At 63.6% G+C, this 17,290-nt stretch carries 16 protein-coding genes; 6 read left to right on the top strand and 10 right to left on the bottom strand.

What is annotated here, in order from left to right; genetic code table 11:
• Window positions 1-43: 43 nt before the first annotated feature.
• The 5 genes from AC4LFW_RS16280 to AC4LFW_RS16300 all read left to right on the top strand — a co-directional run bounded on the left by AC4LFW_RS16280 (window position 44) and on the right by AC4LFW_RS16300 (window position 5,125).
• On the top strand, window positions 44-952 hold the full coding sequence (locus AC4LFW_RS16280; RefSeq protein WP_491820385.1) for a LysR family transcriptional regulator: 909 nt from the start codon (window positions 44-46) through the stop codon (window positions 950-952).
• Window positions 953-1,307: 355 nt separating this feature from the next.
• The gene (locus AC4LFW_RS16285) at window positions 1,308-2,213 is read left to right on the top strand and encodes an ABC transporter substrate-binding protein (protein ID WP_491820387.1); all 906 of its coding nucleotides are present in this window, start codon (window positions 1,308-1,310) and stop codon (window positions 2,211-2,213) included.
• A complete protein-coding gene (locus AC4LFW_RS16290; RefSeq protein WP_491820389.1) occupies window positions 2,213-3,220 on the top strand; it encodes a FecCD family ABC transporter permease in 1,008 nt (335 codons plus the stop codon). The genes AC4LFW_RS16285 and AC4LFW_RS16290 overlap by 1 nt, the downstream gene beginning before the upstream one ends.
• A 1-nt stretch (window position 3,221) precedes the next feature.
• The gene (locus tag AC4LFW_RS16295; RefSeq protein WP_491820390.1) at window positions 3,222-4,286 is read left to right on the top strand and encodes a FecCD family ABC transporter permease; all 1,065 of its coding nucleotides are present in this window, start codon (window positions 3,222-3,224) and stop codon (window positions 4,284-4,286) included.
• Window positions 4,283-5,125, top strand: coding sequence for an ABC transporter ATP-binding protein (locus AC4LFW_RS16300; RefSeq protein WP_491820391.1), 843 nt, complete (start codon window positions 4,283-4,285; stop codon window positions 5,123-5,125). Before AC4LFW_RS16295 ends, AC4LFW_RS16300 begins: the two co-directional genes overlap by 4 nt.
• 30 nt (window positions 5,126-5,155) lie before the next feature.
• On the opposite strand, the gene AC4LFW_RS16305 is transcribed toward AC4LFW_RS16300, so the two are convergent.
• From AC4LFW_RS16305 to glcD, 10 genes are all read right to left on the bottom strand, one after another.
• Window positions 5,156-5,542 carry a helicase gene (locus tag AC4LFW_RS16305; RefSeq protein WP_491820392.1) on the bottom strand — a complete coding sequence of 129 codons (387 nt, stop codon included), beginning with the start codon at window positions 5,540-5,542 and terminating at the stop codon, window positions 5,156-5,158.
• 113 nt (window positions 5,543-5,655) lie between these two features.
• Window positions 5,656-5,928 carry an HU family DNA-binding protein gene (locus AC4LFW_RS16310; RefSeq protein ID WP_158187095.1) on the bottom strand — a complete coding sequence of 91 codons (273 nt, stop codon included), beginning with the start codon at window positions 5,926-5,928 and terminating at the stop codon, window positions 5,656-5,658.
• A gap of 149 nt (window positions 5,929-6,077) precedes the next feature.
• Window positions 6,078-7,280, bottom strand: a complete 1,203-nt coding sequence (locus AC4LFW_RS16315; protein ID WP_491820395.1) for an NAD(P)/FAD-dependent oxidoreductase — start codon at window positions 7,278-7,280, stop codon at window positions 6,078-6,080.
• A 1-nt stretch (window position 7,281) separates the two neighbouring features.
• Window positions 7,282-7,449 (bottom strand): rubredoxin, encoded by a 168-nt coding sequence (locus AC4LFW_RS16320; protein ID WP_122167216.1) that lies wholly within the window; start codon window positions 7,447-7,449, stop codon window positions 7,282-7,284.
• 159 nt (window positions 7,450-7,608) lie between these two features.
• Window positions 7,609-9,318: an L-lactate permease gene (locus AC4LFW_RS16325; protein WP_491820397.1), complete on the bottom strand. Its 1,710-nt coding sequence runs from the start codon at window positions 9,316-9,318 to the stop codon at window positions 7,609-7,611.
• 222 nt (window positions 9,319-9,540) lie between these two features.
• On the bottom strand, window positions 9,541-11,721 hold the full coding sequence (locus tag AC4LFW_RS16330) for a malate synthase G (RefSeq protein ID WP_491820398.1): 2,181 nt from the start codon (window positions 11,719-11,721) through the stop codon (window positions 9,541-9,543).
• Window positions 11,722-11,852: 131 nt separating this feature from the next.
• Window positions 11,853-12,254 (bottom strand): heme-binding protein, encoded by a 402-nt coding sequence (locus AC4LFW_RS16335; RefSeq protein WP_491820399.1) that lies wholly within the window; start codon window positions 12,252-12,254, stop codon window positions 11,853-11,855.
• 127 nt (window positions 12,255-12,381) lie between these two features.
• Window positions 12,382-13,599: a glycolate oxidase subunit GlcF gene (gene glcF / locus AC4LFW_RS16340; RefSeq protein ID WP_491820400.1), complete on the bottom strand. Its 1,218-nt coding sequence runs from the start codon at window positions 13,597-13,599 to the stop codon at window positions 12,382-12,384.
• 3 nt (window positions 13,600-13,602) lie between these two features.
• Window positions 13,603-14,661, bottom strand: a complete 1,059-nt coding sequence (gene glcE, locus AC4LFW_RS16345; RefSeq protein ID WP_491820402.1) for a glycolate oxidase subunit GlcE — start codon at window positions 14,659-14,661, stop codon at window positions 13,603-13,605.
• Complete coding sequence (gene glcD / locus AC4LFW_RS16350) at window positions 14,661-16,160, bottom strand: glycolate oxidase subunit GlcD (protein WP_407294564.1); 1,500 nt, start codon at window positions 16,158-16,160, stop codon at window positions 14,661-14,663. The genes glcE and glcD overlap by 1 nt, the downstream gene beginning before the upstream one ends.
• 237 nt (window positions 16,161-16,397) lie before the next feature.
• Between glcD and glcC the strand changes: the two genes are divergently transcribed.
• Window positions 16,398-17,165: a transcriptional regulator GlcC gene (glcC, locus tag AC4LFW_RS16355; RefSeq protein ID WP_491820404.1), complete on the top strand. Its 768-nt coding sequence runs from the start codon at window positions 16,398-16,400 to the stop codon at window positions 17,163-17,165.
• Window positions 17,166-17,290: the final 125 nt, after the last annotated feature.

Below are 17,290 nucleotides of genomic sequence, written 5' to 3' on the forward strand. Positions count from 1 at the left end.
CTCCAAGCCGAAATCGCACGTCATTTAGTGAGGCAGCCGCACAATGCGACGCAAGATTCCCAGCACAGCCGCACTTATCGCCTTCGAGGCCGCCGCCCGCCACCAGAGCTTCACCCGGGCGGCCGACGAGCTGGCACTGACTCAGAGCGCGATCTGCCGCCAGATCGGCGGGCTGGAAGAATTCCTCGGACTGGAGCTTTTCCGCCGTTCACGTCGCGGTGTGAAGCTGACCGAAGCCGGCCAGTCCTACGCACGAAGGGTCGCCACGCAGCTGGACGCGGTAGAGCGCGATACCCTGTCCGTGATGGGCCAGCAGGGTGCGCAAACCATCGAACTGGCGCTGGTACCAACGTTCGGAACCCAATGGCTGCTGCCACGCCTGAAGCAGTTCCAGGCACTGCATCCGGAAATAACCGTCAACCTGACCAATCGCACCCGGCCCTTTCTCTTCGCCGACACCGATTTCGATGCAGCCATCTATTTTGGCAATGGCGAATGGTCAGGCACCGTGGCGCATGTGCTGATGCCCGAGCACTCGCTGCCCGTCTGCAGCCCGGCCTTGCTCGATGGCGCAGGCCAACTGGAGGCGCAGGCCATTGCTGAATTGCCGCTGCTACAGCAAACGACTCGCCCCTACGCCTGGCGCCAGTGGTTCGATTCGCTGGGGATGAAAGTGACGCGAGACATGACCGGCCCCCGCCTGGAGCTGTTCTCGATGCTGGCCCAGGCCGCCGAGCACCAGATGGGCGTGGCGTTGATCCCGCCGTTCCTGATTCAGCGCGAGCTCGCCGAGGGTCGCCTGGTGATTGCCAACCCGCACTCCTTCCGCCGTGAGGACCAGGCCTATCAGCTGATGATTCCAGAGCGGCGAGTGGAGTCGGCAGGGCTGAACGCTTTTCGCGACTGGCTGCTGGACGAAGCGCGGGCGTGGATGGCGCAGCAGGACAGGTAGCGCCCGTTGCCGGCAGCCGAAGGGCAGCGAAAGGGTCTTGCGGACGGCACGACCAATGAGGCGATGATGATCCCGCCGCGTTCCCACAAGCCTTCCCTCAAGTTTCTTCGACAACAGCGAGCTGTCTCGTTTGAAGCAGCTCGCCGCCGAAACGCTCGCCAGTTACTTCAGAACTAGTTGAACCAGTCCGGCCGTCGCCTTTAGACGGCGCATGGATGCCTCGCGCTCATTGCAAACATCCGAGAATGAATGTAAATAGCTGGTAAACGAGAGTGATTGCCATTACTTGTCGCGCTAAGGTGATCGCCAGCCTCATCCGGTCCTGGTTCTTCGCCCATCATTCAGGAGCATTTCGATGCGTTACCTCTGTCTCCGATCCTTTATCTCGCTGGCCATTGCCAGCCTGCTGGCCTTCACGCTTCAAGCCGCCGAACGCAGCGTCGACGGCGCCTACGGCCCCGTCACGGTCGAGGGCACCCCGAAGCGCGTGGTCGCACTGGGCGAAAACGCACTCGATGCCGCACTCTCCGTCGGGGTTCAACCCGTAGGCGCACTGGCCAGCCGGGGTGGCACAGACATTCCTGACTATCTCAAGGAAAGGTCCGGCCCCGTTGCGCTGGTCGGCACCGTTCGCGAGCCAAGCCTCGAGGCCGTACTGGCCTTGCAGCCTGACCTGATTCTCGCTTCGAGCGGGCTGCCGCGCGCGCAATACGACAAGCTCAGCCTGATTGCCCCCACGGTCGTGCCGAAAGGCGGAACCTTCGATGACTGGCGCAACACCTTTGCCGTTTACGCCCATGCCCTGGACAAGGATGCCGAAGCCCGGCAGCGCATCGCGGAAATCGACGAGCGTGTCGCCGGGCTACGTGATCAACTGTCCGATGAACTGCAGATCAGCGTGATTCGCTGGAACCCGCAAGGGCCTTTCATCATGTCCAGCCAGCTGTTTGTCGGTCAGTTGCTCGACGCCATCGGCTTCAAGCCAAATGAGCTTTCGACTCAGACAAAGAAGCCGCATACGGACATCCTCAGCCTCGAAAACCTTTCCAAGGCTGACGCCGACTGGGTTTTCCTGGCGACACTCAACGCCGATGGCCGCAAAGCGCTGGACGATGCCAAGCAACAGCCAGCCTTCAACCGACTGAACGCAGTAAAGAACGACCATGTGGTTACGGTCGACGGCCAGGTGTGGAGCAGCAGTTCAGGCTATCTGGCAGCTCGGCACGTGCTCGATGACGTGGAGCGGGCCCTGTTCGACTGATGCGTACCCCCCGGTTCTCGTTACCGCTCGCGCTGGGGCTGGGGCTGGCCATGGCCTGTCTGCTACTGCTGTGCCTGGCAAGCCTGTTGCTCGGCTCAGGTGACATCAGCGTGTCGCGCAGCCTGGCGGCATTGTTCAGCCCCGCCGACGAGCAGGCTCGCTTCGTGGTTTACCAGCTGCGCTGGGAACGGACGGAACTGGCGTTACTGGTCGGCATCGCACTGGGCGTCGCCGGGCTGCTGTTGCAATCGGTGACGCGCAATCCGCTTGCCGAGCCGGGACTCATGGGCGTCAGCGCGGGGGCCTCCTTCGCGGTGGTACTGGCCATTGCCATGGGCGCCAGTGCGGCATCGCTCAGCCTGCTGGTTGCCATAGGTGGCGCTCTTGCCGGCTGCATACTGATGTTGCTGGTTACGCAGATGCGCGGGGTAGGCGACGATCCGGTGCGTCTGGTGCTGGCAGGCGCAGCCTTTACCGGATTGCTTACCGCGCTCAGCAGCATGTTGCTCTTGCAGGACCAGCGCACCGCGGATGAAATGCGCTTCTGGATCGTCGGCGCGCTGGCCGGACGTCCGCCAGGCACCCTGGCCTGGAGTTTGCCGGGGCTTATCGCCGGCCTGCTCCTCGTGCTGCCGTTGATCCCTACCCTCGCCGCGCTGTCCCTGGGTGAACGCGTCGCCAGCGGACTGGGTCACCATCCACGCATGACGCGGCTGGTGACCTTGCTGGCAGTCGCCCTGCTCGTTGGCACCGCCACTGCCGCGGCCGGGCCGATCGGTTTTGTCGGCCTGGTGGTGCCCTTCATCGCCCGCCGCCTGGTGGGCACCGACATACGTCGCACCTTCGGGCTCTCGATGTTGCTCGGCCCCTGCCTCGTGCTGTTTGCCGACATATTGTCGCGGCTCGCAGTGCGTCCCTACGAATTGCCGGTCGGAGTCATCACGGCTTTTGTCGGCGCGCCCATCCTGATCGCGGTGGTGCGCAGCCATCGACTGCCGACGCTCTGATATGAACATCATCTCCACGCAGCACACACGCGCCCCACATGGCTATTGCCTGCTGGAGCTCGGTGGATTTTCCTTTCTCGCCCACCGGCGAGGCCTGCTGGTCGCGACTGGCCTGAGCCTCGCCTTGCTGGTGGCGTGCTGCTGGCTGCTGGCAGCAGGTACGCCTGGACTGAGCCAGTGGCAGGCGGTGCGCGCTGCCATGGGTAGAGGCGAACCGATGCACGTGCTGCTGGTTCACGAGCTCCGGCTGCCACGGCTGATTGCCGGGCTGCTGAGCGGCGCAGCATTGGGCGCAGCCGGCTGCCTGTTGCAAACCCTGGCGCGAAACCGTCTGGCAACGCCCGGCGTGATCGGTATCGATAACGGCGCGACTGCCTTTGCCGTCGCGTCCATCGTGGCCATACCGACCAGCATTGCACCATCGATGCTAGCGCTCTCCGGCGCGGCTACTGCTGCGGCCCTGACCTTTGCATTGGCCATGGGCTCGGGCGCCCGTGGGTATCGCTTCATCGTGGTCGGCATCGCCATCGGCGTGCTGTTCGGTGCGCTCACCAACCTGATGCTGGCTCGCACCGATATCGACGCAGCCAATGCCGCCTACCCCTGGACGGTCGGCAGCCTCAATGCACGCCCTGCCGATGCAGTGCTTTTGCTGGGGATCGGGTTGGCGCTGGGCCTGCCCGTTGCGAAGATGCTGGTCCGCCCGCTGGCGCTCATGCGTTTTTCCGACAACGTTGCCATTGGCCTCGGAGCACGGCTGCGCCTGATGCGCCTTGTCACCCTGGCGCTGACCGTATGGCTGACGGCGCTGGCCGTCGCAGTAGTCGGCCCGGTCGGGCTGATCGCGTTGGTCGCACCGGAGATGGCGCGCTACCTGTGTCGACAGCATGGCGTGCCGGTCATCAATTCTGCGCTGAGCGGTGCCCTGCTGATGGTCCTTGCCGACTGGGTCGGACGCACGCTGCTCGCGCCAGTGGAGATTCCGGTGGGCATCATCATGGCCATTGTCGGCGGTCCCTATCTGATCTGGATTCTGCTACGCCAACCTTCGCGGACACTTTCATGACCCAACTCCCCGCCATCCTCACCGAAAGCACTGCCACCGACGTTCGCCTCGAAGCCAAGGCGCTAGGCATGGGCTACGGCGACGCCGCGGTGATCGAAGGACTCGACCTGCAATTACCCCGGGGCAAGGTGACGGCCATTGTCGGACCCAATGGCTGCGGCAAATCCACCCTGCTCGCCGGGCTCGCACGCCTGCACAAGCCCAGCAGTGGCGCCGTTCTGCTCAATGGCCAGGCGATCACCAGGCTACCGACCCGGGAAGTGGCGCAGCAGCTGGCCCTGTTGCCCCAGGAAGCCAGCGCCCCGGACGGTTTGACCGTTGCCGAGCTGATCCGCTTCGGCCGGCAACCTCATCAGCGCTTGCTTCAACAGTGGAGTGAACATGACCAGGCGATCGTCGAGGCAGCATTGCAAGCCGCCGACCTGTCCGATCTGGCCGATCGCCCGTTAGAGTCGATGTCGGGAGGGCAGCGCCAGCGTGCCTGGATCGCCATGGCCATCGCGCAGGACACCCCGCTGCTGCTGCTGGACGAACCCACCTCGGCCCTGGACCTGGGGCACCAGATCGAAGTGTTCGAGCTGATTCGCCAACTCGCCACAGCGGGTAAGACCATCGTCATGGTCGTGCACGACCTCACCAGTGCCTGCCGCTACGCCGATCATCTGGTCGCCATGCATGGCGGACGCATCGTGGCCGAGGGCGCTCCGCAAAACGTGGTGACGCCGGAGCTGGTCGAAACGCTCTATGGAGTAGCGTGCACGTTGCTGCACGACCCACTGCACGGTAATCCGATCATCGCGGGCATCCGGCGATCAGCCTCGCGGGCTATCAGCTCGTAGACGATCACCGGACCGGCGCAGCCAGGCGAGTCAAGCTGCCGCTGGTTTCTTCTTGCGGGGCTTGAGGTAGCGGGTCAGGCCCTGGAACCACATCACCAGCGCCGGGTTTCCCTGGATCTGGATGTCCTTGTTCTGGATGCCTTGCATGAAGGCCAGCTGCTTGTTCTCGGCGTTCATGGTGGCGAAGCCGTAGGCGCTGTCCTTGAAGCCGATGGCGAACGCCGGATCGGTGGCAGGGCCGCCGTGGCTGGAGACACGCTGATCCTTGACCCTGTAATGCCGAGCCACCTTGCCGTCGAGGGTATGCAGCTGGAAGGTCAGGTCCTTGTCCACAAGCTGCTTCTGAAAATCAGGATTGGAGCGGCTGGCCCTGGTCATCAAACGACCAAGCATCCAAAGAAGAAAGCGAAACTTCATTAAATGTCCCAGAAATGGCGATAAGTTCGCGCATTGTAGCGACTGGAGAGGTATTTCCTAGCGGCAGGATTCAAATGCACCCGGAGCCTGGGCGGCCCCGGGCGACGCGAAACTCAGTTGATCGCGTCTTTGAGCATCTTTCCCGGCTTGAACGCCACGGTATTGCTGGCCTTGATGGTGACAGGTTCGCCCGTCTGCGGGTTCTTGCCGGTGCGGGCACCTCGGTGGCGCTGCAGGAAGGTACCAAAGCCCACCAGCGTCACGCTGTCCTTGCGGTTGAGCGCGTTGGTGATTTCATCCAGTACGGCGTTAAGTACACGGTTGGCCTGATCCTTGGTGAGATCAGCCTTGTCGGCGATAGCGGCTGCGAGTTCCGGTTTGCGCATAGGTAGCCTCTGAGACTTTCTTGTTGTTGTGCTCTGCTGTTCTCCGAACAGCATTCCAAAGCGCTGCAACGGCTCTGGACTGCGGCAGCGCCCTAGGAGAATGGCACGCTGCTAGCACTCGCGCCAGCCCCTGCCACGGGTTTGGCCGTTCATTCTGATGACTTTAACGACAGAACCTGCGGCATTTCAGCCAACACCGGGGGCAGCTGTTTGTTCAACGACAAACGCTCTGCCACGGCCGTTCCGGTGAGCGCATAGCCGAGCAGCCGGCCATCCACTGCACAAAAGATTGCCTTGAGGTTGTTGCCGTCGCCTTCGACGCTCCAGCTGCCTTCACTGCCGGCGGCAGGCGGAGACACCACGAGCGGGCACACCGGTGTTTTCACGGTGATCGGCATCGGGCCGTAGGTAACCGGCGTCGGTTGGCCCGCGAGGGTTATGGCCAGGGCACGGACCCCGCTCATGAGCGGCATCACGTACAAGAGGTTCAGCCCTTCCACTTCGGCACAATCGCCAAGCGCATAGACATGCTCGGCGGACGTCCGCAGCAGGCGGTCCACTTCGATGCCGCGATTGACCTCGAGCCCTGCCGCCTCGGCCAGCTCGGTGCGGGGACGCAGCCCCACAGCACTGACCACCAGATCGCACCGGATTCGCTGGCCGTCGGACAGCTGAGCCTGCAATGCATCGCCCTGACGCTCCAGCCTTTCGAGCACCGGCCCAAGATGAAAGCGCGCACCCAGCGATTGCAGCCCACGCTGCACCGCAGCGGCTGGCTCGACGGGCAGTAGCGACGGCATGATCTGTTCGCATGGCGCGACCAGATCGACCTCGTAGCCCCCCTGCAGCAGGTCATTGGCGAATTCGCAGCCGATCAGCCCCGCCCCAAGGATCAGCACACGCCGCTTGCCCTGTGCGGCCTCGCGGAAACGGCCGTAGTCGAGCAGGTCGTTGATCGGGAAGATCGCATCCTGCGCATCGCCGGCAACGGGTACGTTGATGGTCTGCGCACCCCAGGCGATCACCAGATCGCGGTAAGGCACAGGCTCGTTGCCAATCCAGACGCGACGCTTGGCCGGTTCCAGACGGGTCACCCGAGTATGGGTGCGGATTTCGGCATTGAGCTGGATAGCCATCGGCCCCGCCACCGTCATGCCGAGCGCATCGGCATCCTTGTTCATGGCAAAACCGGTTGAGAGCATGGGCTTGGAATAGGAGCGCCCGTCGTCTGCGGTAATCAGCAGCAGGGGCGTTTCACTGTCCAGCTTGCGAAATTCACGGGCAAGGTTGTAGCCCGCCAGCCCCGTACCAATGATGACCAGCGGTGCGTTTTCATGGTTCGAGTCGTTCATCTCAGCCGATCGCGATCATTTCAAAGTCCATCTTGCCGACGCCACAGTCGGGGCACAGCCAGTCTTCCGGCACGTCTTCCCAGGCGGTGCCGGGCGCGATGCCCTCGTCCGGCCAGCCCTCGGCTTCGTCATAGATGAACCCACACACCACGCATTGCCACTTTTTCATTATTCACCTCGATCAGTTTCGGTTGCGCTGCACGCTATACCAGAACGCGATGAGTGCCAAACCCTGGCATCGGTGATAGACCTCGTGCCTGCGAAAGATTTCAGGGCAAAACAAAACGGGCGGCCTAGGCCGCCCGTCCGGGTTCACGTGCGCAGCAATTTAGCTGGCGGTCGCGATACCCACCAGCGGATCGCTGATATCCATTACATAGAAGCCGATCAGGCCGATGGTGCCAGCCAGGACGAGGTAGTACAGCGTCGGCAGCATGGTCTTGCGCAGGGTGATCCCTTCACGCCCCAGCAGACCGACCGTGGCCGAAGCCGCGACGACGTTGTGGATGGCGATCATGTTGCCTGCCGCGGCGCCCACCGATTGCAGCGCTACCATCAACGCACCGGAGATACCCAGCAGCCCGGCGGTGTTGTATTGGAACTGCGACAGCATCAGGTTGGACACGGTATTGGAACCGGCGATGAAGGCGCCCAGTGCACCGACCGCTGGCGAGAAGAATGGATACACGCTGCCCACGCTGTTGGCCACCAGCTGCGCCATGGCCACTGGCATCGAGACCAGATCCGAGCCGTTGACGCCGGAATTGATCAGGATCCGAACCATCGGGATGGTGAAGATCAGCACGAAGCCTGCGCCCAGCAGCGTCTTGCTCGACTCGGATATCGCGGCGCCCAGCTGAGCGGCTTTCATCCGATGCAGGAAGAAGGTCACCAGCACCACCATGCAGAGAATCCCGCCTGGCAGATATAGCGGTTCCAGCGTGCCGGACACACCGGTTTCACCAAGGATGTCCTTCCAGCCGAAGCTCACCGACATCAGCGCCGCCTTGAGATCCGGGAATACCCGCGACATCACCAGGAAGACCGCCAGCAGCAGATAGGGTGCCCAGGCCATCGGTACGGAGATCGGCGTACGTCCGGCGACGTCGTCGATCTTCATCTCGATCTTGCCCATCCACTCCACCGGCCATTCACTGGCCGGAGCGAAGTCCCAGCTGGACTTGGGCAGCAGGAAGCCCGCTTTCGCAGCCGGCACCACGATGGCCAGGCCTACCAGGGCGCCGATCATCGAAGGGAACTCCGGACCGAGGAACACGCCCGCGGCAGCATAGGGAATCACGAACGCAAGGCCGGTGAAGATGGCGAACGGCGCCATAGCCAGGCCTTCGCTCCAGGAGCGATTGCGGCCGAAGAAGCGCGTCATGATGCAGATCATGATCAGCGGCATGAGGATGCCGCAGAGCGCATGGATGATTGCCACGCGGGAGAAGATCAGATGGAAGAACGTCTCCCAGTTGCTGCCCACCGTTGCCAATTGCCCGCCCAGGGTCGCCTGGTCGAGACCGCCGGCGACACCCACCAGGATCGGCGTACCCACCGCACCGAAGGAGACCGGCGTGGATTGCACCATCATCCCGAGCACGACCGCCGTCAGCGCCGGGAAGCCCAGAGCGACGAGCAGCGGCGCCGCCACCGCAGCCGGCGTGCCGAAGCCCGAAGCACCTTCGATGAAGCAGCCGAACAGCCAGGCCACGATCAGCACCTGGACACGCTTGTCGGGACTCACGTTGGCAAAGCCGCGACGAATCGACGCGATGCCTCCGGAGTGCTTGAGTGTGTTGAGCAACAGGATGGCGCCGAAGATGATCCAGAGGATCGCGGCGGTCAGAATCAGGCCCTGCAGCGTGGAAGCCAGGACCCGGTTGAAGGTCATGTCCCAAGCCAGGAGGCCGATCAGTGCAGTGAGTACGAAAACCAGCGGCATTGCGTACTTGGCCGGCCAGCGAAAGCCGATCAGCAGTACCCCCGCCAGCACCAGCGGCACGAAGGCCAGTATGGACAGCAGTGTCTGACTCATTGTTGGGTTCCTTGTTTTTTGTTGTGAACCGCTTCTATCCGGAAAAGCCCGGTCCCACGCATGGCTGAAATGACGAATCACCTCAGTCCGAGAAGCTGACTAACAAGTCACGTTAGCCGGCCCCTCTTGCTCGAAAGCCCCGGGCGCTGGAAGCGCCCGGGGCTCATCAAATCGCGTCGGCGATCAGCCCATGCTGACCGCCGACTGTCTTGCTGATGCCGCTCAACCGACCTGCTGCTTGAAGCGCTGACGCCAGGCATGCAGCAGCGGCTCGGTATAACCGCTGGGCTGCTCGCGGCCCTTGAACACCAAGTCACAGGCGGCCTGGAAGGCCGCCGAACCCGCATAGTCGGCAGCCATCGGACGGTAGGCCGGATCGCCGGCGTTCTGCTGATCGACCACCTTTGCCATACGCTCGAGGGTCTCGCGAACCTGCGCCTCGTCGACCACGCCGTGACGCAGCCAGTTGGCCAGGTGCTGGCTGGAGATGCGCAGCGTGGCGCGGTCTTCCATCAGGCCGACATCGTGGATGTCCGGCACCTTGGAGCAGCCAACGCCCTGCTCGACCCAACGCACTACGTAGCCGAGTATGCCCTGGCAGTTGTTGTCCAGTTCCTGCTGGATCTCGTCGGCCGACCAGTTGCGCTCCGGTGCGACCGGGATGGTCAGCAGATCGTCCGTGAGCTTGTCGCGCTCGGCGGCCAGGTCGATCTTCTCCAGCTCAGCCTGAACGGCCTGGACATCGACCTGGTGGTAGTGCAGCGCATGCAGCGTGGCGCCCGTAGGGGACGGTACCCAGGCGGTGTTGGCGCCGGCCTTGGGATGAGCGATCTTCTGCTCGAGCATGGCGGCCATCAGGTCCGGCATGGCCCACATGCCCTTGCCGATCTGCGCCTTGCCGCGCAGGCCACAGTTCAAGCCGACCAGCACGTTGTTGCGCTCGTAGGCCTGGATCCAGGCAGTGCTCTTCATGTCGCCCTTACGCAGCACGGCGCCTGCTTCCATGATGCTGTGCATCTCGTCGCCGGTGCGGTCGAGGAACCCGGTATTGATGAAGGCCACGCGGTTCTTCGCGGCGCCAATGCAGGCCTTGAGGTTGACGCTGGTGCGACGTTCCTCGTCCATGATGCCGACCTTGAGAGTGTGACGCGGCAGGCCGATCAGGTCTTCGACCCGACCGAACAGCTCGTCGGTAAACGCGACTTCGGCAGGGCCGTGCATCTTCGGCTTGACGATGTACATCGAGCCGGTGCGTGAGTTGCCCTTGCGCTGCTGATCGTGCAGGGCGATGAGGCTGGTGACGACGCCGTCCATGATGCCTTCGGGAATCTCATGGCCTTCGCCGTCGATGATCGCCGGGTTGGTCATCAGGTGGCCGACGTTACGGATGAACAACAGCGAACGGCCATGCAGCTTCAGATTCGAGCCATCGGCGGCGGTGTACTCGCGATCTTCATTGAGGCGCCGGGTGATGCGCTTGCCGCCCTTCTCCAGGTCCTCGACCAGATCGCCTTTCATCAGGCCCAGCCAGTTGCGGTAGACCAGCACCTTGTCATCGGCGTCGACCGCAGCGGTCGAGTCCTCGCAGTCCATGATGGTAGTGACGGCGGCCTCGAGCAGCAGGTCCTTTACCCCGGCGGCATCGGTCTGGCCGATGGGGCTGTTGGGATCGATCTGGATCTCGACATGCAATCCGTTGTTCTTCAGCAGGATCGCGGTCGGCTCGACGGCTTCGCCCTGGTAGCCGACGAATTTTTCAGGCTGCTTCAGCCCGGTGACGCTGCCGTTTTCCAGGGTGACCTTGAGCCCGCCGTCCTGCACGCGGTAGCTGACCGAATCGGCATGGCTGCCCTCAGCCAGCGGCGCGGCCTGATCGAGGAAGTTGCGTGCGAAGGCGATGACCTTGGCGCCGCGCACTTCGTTGTAGCCCGGGCCCTTCTGTGCGCCGTTCTCTTCGCTGATCGCATCGGTGCCGTAGAGCGCGTCATACAGCGAGCCCCAGCGGGCATTCGCAGCGTTGAGTGCATAGCGGGCATTGCCGATCGGCACGACCAGCTGCGGACCGGCCTGAGTGGCGATTTCGCTGTCGACGTTGCTGGTGCTGATCTTCACGTCGCCCGGCTCGGGCTGCAGGTAACCGATCGACTCGAGGAAGCTGCGGTACGCCGGCATATCGCTGATCGGGCCGGGATTGCTGCGGTGCCAGTTGTCCAGCTCGACCTGTAGACGGTCGCGCTCGGCGAGCAGCGCGCGGTTCTTCGGCGCCAGGTCGTGGACCAGTTCGTCGAAGCCTTTCCAGAAGGCCGCGGCCTCGACGCCGGTGCCCGGCAGAACTTCGTCTTCGATGAAACGTTGCAGGTTGGCCGCAACTTGCAGGCGGCCCATGTTTACGCGTTCGCTCATGACAACACCTCTCTTGTTCGTTGTTCAGCCACCCGCGGGTGGCTGCCTATCGCTCGCCGTGGCCGGAACGGTTGCGGTGTAGGTCGCTACCTCTCGTCCCGCCTTCCAGCCTCAGCGCTGTTCTCGTACGTTTAACCGACAGCGGCGACGCCGGCCTTGGCAACCTGGGCGTCCTGCGCAGCGGTTACACCGGAGACGCCGACAGAACCGATCACCTGACCCTCGACGACCACCGGTACGCCGCCTTCCAGCGAGCAGACCACCGGAGCGGACAGAAAGGCGTTGCGCCCGCCGTTGACCATGTCTTCATAGCCCTTGGTTTCGCGACGACCCACCGCAGCGCTGCGCGCCTTCTCGGTCGCGATGTAGGAGGCGATCGGCGCACAGCCGTCCAGACGTTCCAGCGCCAGTGGGTGGCCGCCGTCGTCAGCGACCACGATGGTCACGGCCCAGCCGTTGTTCTGCGCTTCGCTGCGCGCGGCGGCCAGGATGGCGGTCACTTCGGTCTGGGTCAGCATGGCTTTGGTTTTCATCTGATTCTCCTGTCTGCATATGTCGATATTTGTTTGCTGGTCAGCCGGATATCGGTGTGGGCCGTTTCGGCAGGCGTTTAAGATGAACGAGTCCGCTCGTTCGTCCAGCCTTCAGCGCCTTTCGGCTTTACGGCATCGCCTCCTCGACGATCTCGATCCAGTGCCGCACCGGCGTCCGGCCCGCGCCGTCCAGGTGCGTCTGGCAACCGATGTTGGCGGTGACGATCACCTCTGGCTTGCCGCTTTCCAGCGCATTGAGCTTGTTGTCGCGCAGCTGGTGGGAAATTTCCGGCTGGGTGATCGAATAGCTGCCCGCCGAACCGCAGCACAGATGCGCATCCGGTACGGCGGTGAGATGGAAGCCGAGCCGGGTAAGCACGTCTTCGACCGCGCCGCCGAGCTTCTGTGCGTGCTGCAAGGTGCAAGGGCAATGAAAGGCCATGCGCTTGTCGGTCTCGACCTTCAACCGCTCCAGCTCGGCACCTCGCATCACCTCCACCAGATCCTTGGCCAGTTCGCTGACCCGCGCGGCCTTGGTCGCATAAGCCGGGTCGTTGCGCAGTAGATGACCATAGTCCTTGATGAAGGCACCGCAACCGCTGGCGGTCTGGACGATGGCTTCAGCACCGCCTTCGATGGCCGGCCACCAGGCATCGATGTTGCGCCGTGCGCGGTCGAGCCCTGCTTCCTGGGCGTTCAGGTGATAGTCCACCGCACCGCAGCAGCCGGCTTCGCGCACGCTGGTCACGCTAATGCCGAGGCGATCGAGCACCCGTGCCGTCGCCGCATTGGTGTTGGGCGACAGGCTCGGCTGCACGCAGCCTTCAAGAATCAGAACGCGGCGAGCGTGCAGCACCTGGGGCCGCGGCTTGGCCGGGGTGACCTGGCGCGGCATGTGCGCCTTGAGTGTCGCCGGCATCAGCGGACGCAGCGCGTTGCCGGTGCCCAGCAGCGCCTTGAACAGCCCCGGGCGCGGGATGACGGTGCGCAGACCGGTGCGCAGCAATCGTTCGCCCGCCGAGCGCGGCACCTGCTGCTCCATGAAGTCACGACCGATATCCAACAGGTTGTGATACTGCACGCCGGATGGGCAGGTGGTTTCGCAGTTGCGGCAGGTCAGGCAGCGGTCCAGATGGGTCTGGGTAGCCTCGGTGACTTCGCCGCCCTCGAGCATCTGCTTCATCAGGTAGATGCGCCCGCGCGGGCCGTCCAGCTCGTCGCCGAGCAGCTGATAGGTCGGGCAGGTGGCGTTGCAGAAGCCGCAGTGCACGCAGGAGCGCAGGATGCTCTCGGCTTCCTCGGCACGCGGGTGAAGTTTGGCTTGTTCACTCAGATTGGTTTGCACAGCTTAAACCTCGGAATACATGCGGCCGGGGTTGAAGATCCCCTGTGGGTCGAGCGCGGCTTTCAGCTGGCGGTGATAGCGCAGCAACGGCTCGGCCAGCGGCTGGAACGGGCTAGCGGTGGCACCGGCGGTGAAACAGGTTGCATGACCGCCGACTTCGCTGACGATGCTACGAATGCTCTGCGCATCGGCATCGGATTTCAGCCAGCGCTGGGCGCCGGCCCAGTCGATCAGCTGCTCGCCGGGAAGCGCGAGCACCGGAGTATCGGTAGGCAGCGACAGGCGCCACAGCGGGCGGGCGTCGCTGAAGAAGCCCAGGCGTTGTTCGCGCAAGTCGTTCCAGTAGCCAGCATCCAGCGCCTCGCCACCGATACGGTCGCAGGCGGCGTTGACCGAGCCTTCGCCACCTTCCAGGCGCAGATGCAGCATCTTGCCGTCATGGCTGGCCGCCGTGATCGGCACCGGTTGCTGCCCCCATTCGGCCAGTTTGAGCAGGGCGCGGTCGACCGGCATCTCCACACGCAGGCTGCGACACAGGCGCGGCTTGGGCAGCACCTTGAGCGAAACCTCGGTGAGCAGGCCAAGGCAACCAAAGCTGCCGGCCATCAGGCGCGACAGGTCGTAGCCGGCGACGTTCTTCATCACCTCGCCGCCGAAACGCAGGTGCTTGCCATGGCCGGTGATGACACGCGAGCCCAGCACGAAGTCGCGTACCGAGCCGGACCACGGGCGCCGCGGGCCGGACAGACCGGTCGCGATCATGCCGCCCACGGTGGCGCCTTCACCCAGGTGCGGCGGCTCGCAGGGCAGCATCTGGTTGGCCTCGTCGAGCGCAGCTTCCAGTTCCGCCAGCGGCGTGCCGGCGCGAACGCTGATGACCAGTTCGGTGGGGTCGTAGGTCACGATGCCGCGATGCGCGCGGGTATCAAGCGGCGTGCCCTGCACCTCGCGGCCGAGAAACGCCTTGCTGCCGCCGCCGTGGATATGAAGCGGGGTGTTGCTGGCCAGCGCCTGATTGACCTGGTCGAGCAGCTGCCCGCTGTCGTCGAAGGAAACCGTCATCAGAAACGCTCCAGTTCAGGGAAGGGCAACTGCCCGCCATGTACATGCATGCCGCCGAATTCGGCGCAGCGGTGCAGGGTGGGAATGTTCTTGCCGGGGTTGAGCAAGCCGCTGGGGTCGAACGCAGCCTTCACCGCGTGGAACAGCGTCAGTTCGTCGGCATTGAACTGCGAACACATCTGGTTGATCTTCTCGCGCCCAACGCCGTGCTCACCGGTGATCGAGCCACCGACTTTCACGCACAGCTCGAGAATCTTGCCACCCAGCGCCTCGGCGCGTTCGAGCTCGCCCTCGGTGTTGGCATCGAAGAGGATCAGCGGGTGCATGTTGCCGTCGCCGGCGTGAAACACGTTGGCCACGCGCAGGCCGTATTCGTCCGACAGATCGCTGATGCCCTTGAGCACGCCTGGCAGCTCGCGGCGCGGAATGGTGCCGTCCATGCAGTAATAATCCGGCGAAATGCGCCCGACCGCCGGGAAGGCATTCTTGCGTCCGGCCCAGAACTTGACGCGCTCGGCCTCGTCCTTGGCCAGCCGCACTTCGGTGGCGCCAGCCAGCTTGAGCACTTCGCCCACACGGGCGCAGTCGTCGTGTACATCGGCTTCCACACCATCGAGTTCGCAGAGCAGGATCGCCTCGGCGTCCACCGGATAGCCGGCACGGATGAAGTCCTCGGCCGCGCGGATCGACAGGTTGTCCATCATCTCCAACCCGCCGGGGATGATGCCGGCGGCAATGATGTCGCCCACGGCGCGCCCGGCTTTCTCAACCGAGTCGAACGCCGCCAGCAGCACCTTGGCCACCTGCGGCTTGGGCAGCAGCTTGACCGTGACCTCGGTCACGATGCCGAGCATGCCTTCGGAGCCGGTAAACAGCGCCAGCAGATCGAAGCCGGGCGAATCCAGCGCGTCGGAGCCGAGCACCATGCGCTCGCCCTCGACGGTGAGGATCTCGACCTTGAGCAGGTTGTGCACCGTCAACCCGTATTTCAAGCAGTGCACGCCACCGGCGTTCTCGGCAACGTTGCCACCGATGGAACAGGCGATCTGCGAGGACGGATCGGGCGCGTAATAGAGGTCATAGGGCGCGGCGGCCTGGGAAATCGCCAGGTTGCGCACGCCCGGCTGGACACGGGCAAAGCGACCGGCCGGGTCGACTTCGAGAATCTTGTTGAAGCGCGCCATTACCAGCAGGATGCCCTGTTCCAGCGGCAGCGCCCCGCCGGAAAGCCCGGTTCCCGCGCCACGCGCCACCACCGGTACACCACGCTTGTGGGCGATCTTCAGCAGGGTTTCGACCTGCTCGACGCGCTCGGGGAGCACAACCAGCATCGGCGTGGTGCGGTAGGCAGAGAGGCCATCGCACTCGTAGGGCTTGAGGTCTTCGCCTCGATGAAGGATGTCCATGCCGGGCAGCTGCGCCTGCAACTCGGCCAGCAGCGCCGCCTTGTCAACCTTGGGCAGCTCACCGTCGACGCGTTCGTCGTAGAGGATATTCATGGCAGTCGGTGCTCTCGATTGTTCACCGCGCGCACGGCCAGCTGCGGTGGTTTGACGCATCATTAGCCCTGCCACACCCCTCCGTCCATCTCGAAAACCACTGGTCCTACCAGTTTCTTTCGCTAACCTTTCAGCCGAGCCATCCGAACCCCCCGTATATCAAGGGCTGATGCATTCCTGGCGCTGACCACGCTAGACTTCCTCCAAACTGGTCCTACCAGTTATGGAGAACGAAACATGTTGATTGAACATACGGAGCGCCGCCAGTTGGCGGACGTGGTAGCCGAACGCATTGAGCGGCTTATCGTCGACGGCGTACTTAAGGTCGGCCAGGCGCTGCCGTCGGAGCGTCGCCTGTGCGAAAAGCTTGGCATCTCGCGCTCGGCGCTGCGTGAAGGCCTGCGCGTGCTGCGCGGCCGAGGCATCATCGAAACCTCTCAAGGGCGCGGTTCACACGTCGCAAAGCTGTCCGGTGAACAGGACGCCAGTCCGCTTATGCACCTGTTCAATTCGCAACCGCGCACGCTGTACGACCTGCTCGAAGTACGCGCCCTGCTGGAGGGCGAGTCGGCACGACTGGCCGCGCTGCGCGGCACCGACGCCGACTTCATCCTGCTCCGTCGCCGTTATGAAGAAATGCTCGCGGCGCACACCACCGAAGAGGCCGACCCGCGCGAACATGCTCGCCTCGACCACGCCTTTCACCTCGCCGTCAGCGAGGCCTCGCACAATCCTGTGCTGGTGCACACCCTACAGTCATTGACCGACCTGATGCTCTCCACAGTCTTCGCCTCGGTAAACAACCTTTACCACCGGCCGATGCAGAAGCGGCAGATCGACCGGCAGCACTCTCGCCTGTTCCACGCCATCACCGAACGCCTGCCGGATCAGGCACAGCGTGCGGCGCGCGACCACATTCACAGCATTCGCGACAATCTCAAGGAAATCGAGCAGGAAGAACAGCGACTGGTGCGGGCGACGATGCGGCTGGAGGGTTGGGGATGAGCAGCAACCACAGCTGACTGCAATTCGGGACACGCTGTCTTTTGGGAAAAATCTGAACCCTCAAAGACGAGTGCCTTCGAAAAATATGCGGAGTTCACAAATCCGCGTCCCGAACTGACAAGAGA

This window comes from Stutzerimonas sp. C6.4V (assembly GCF_058536345.1).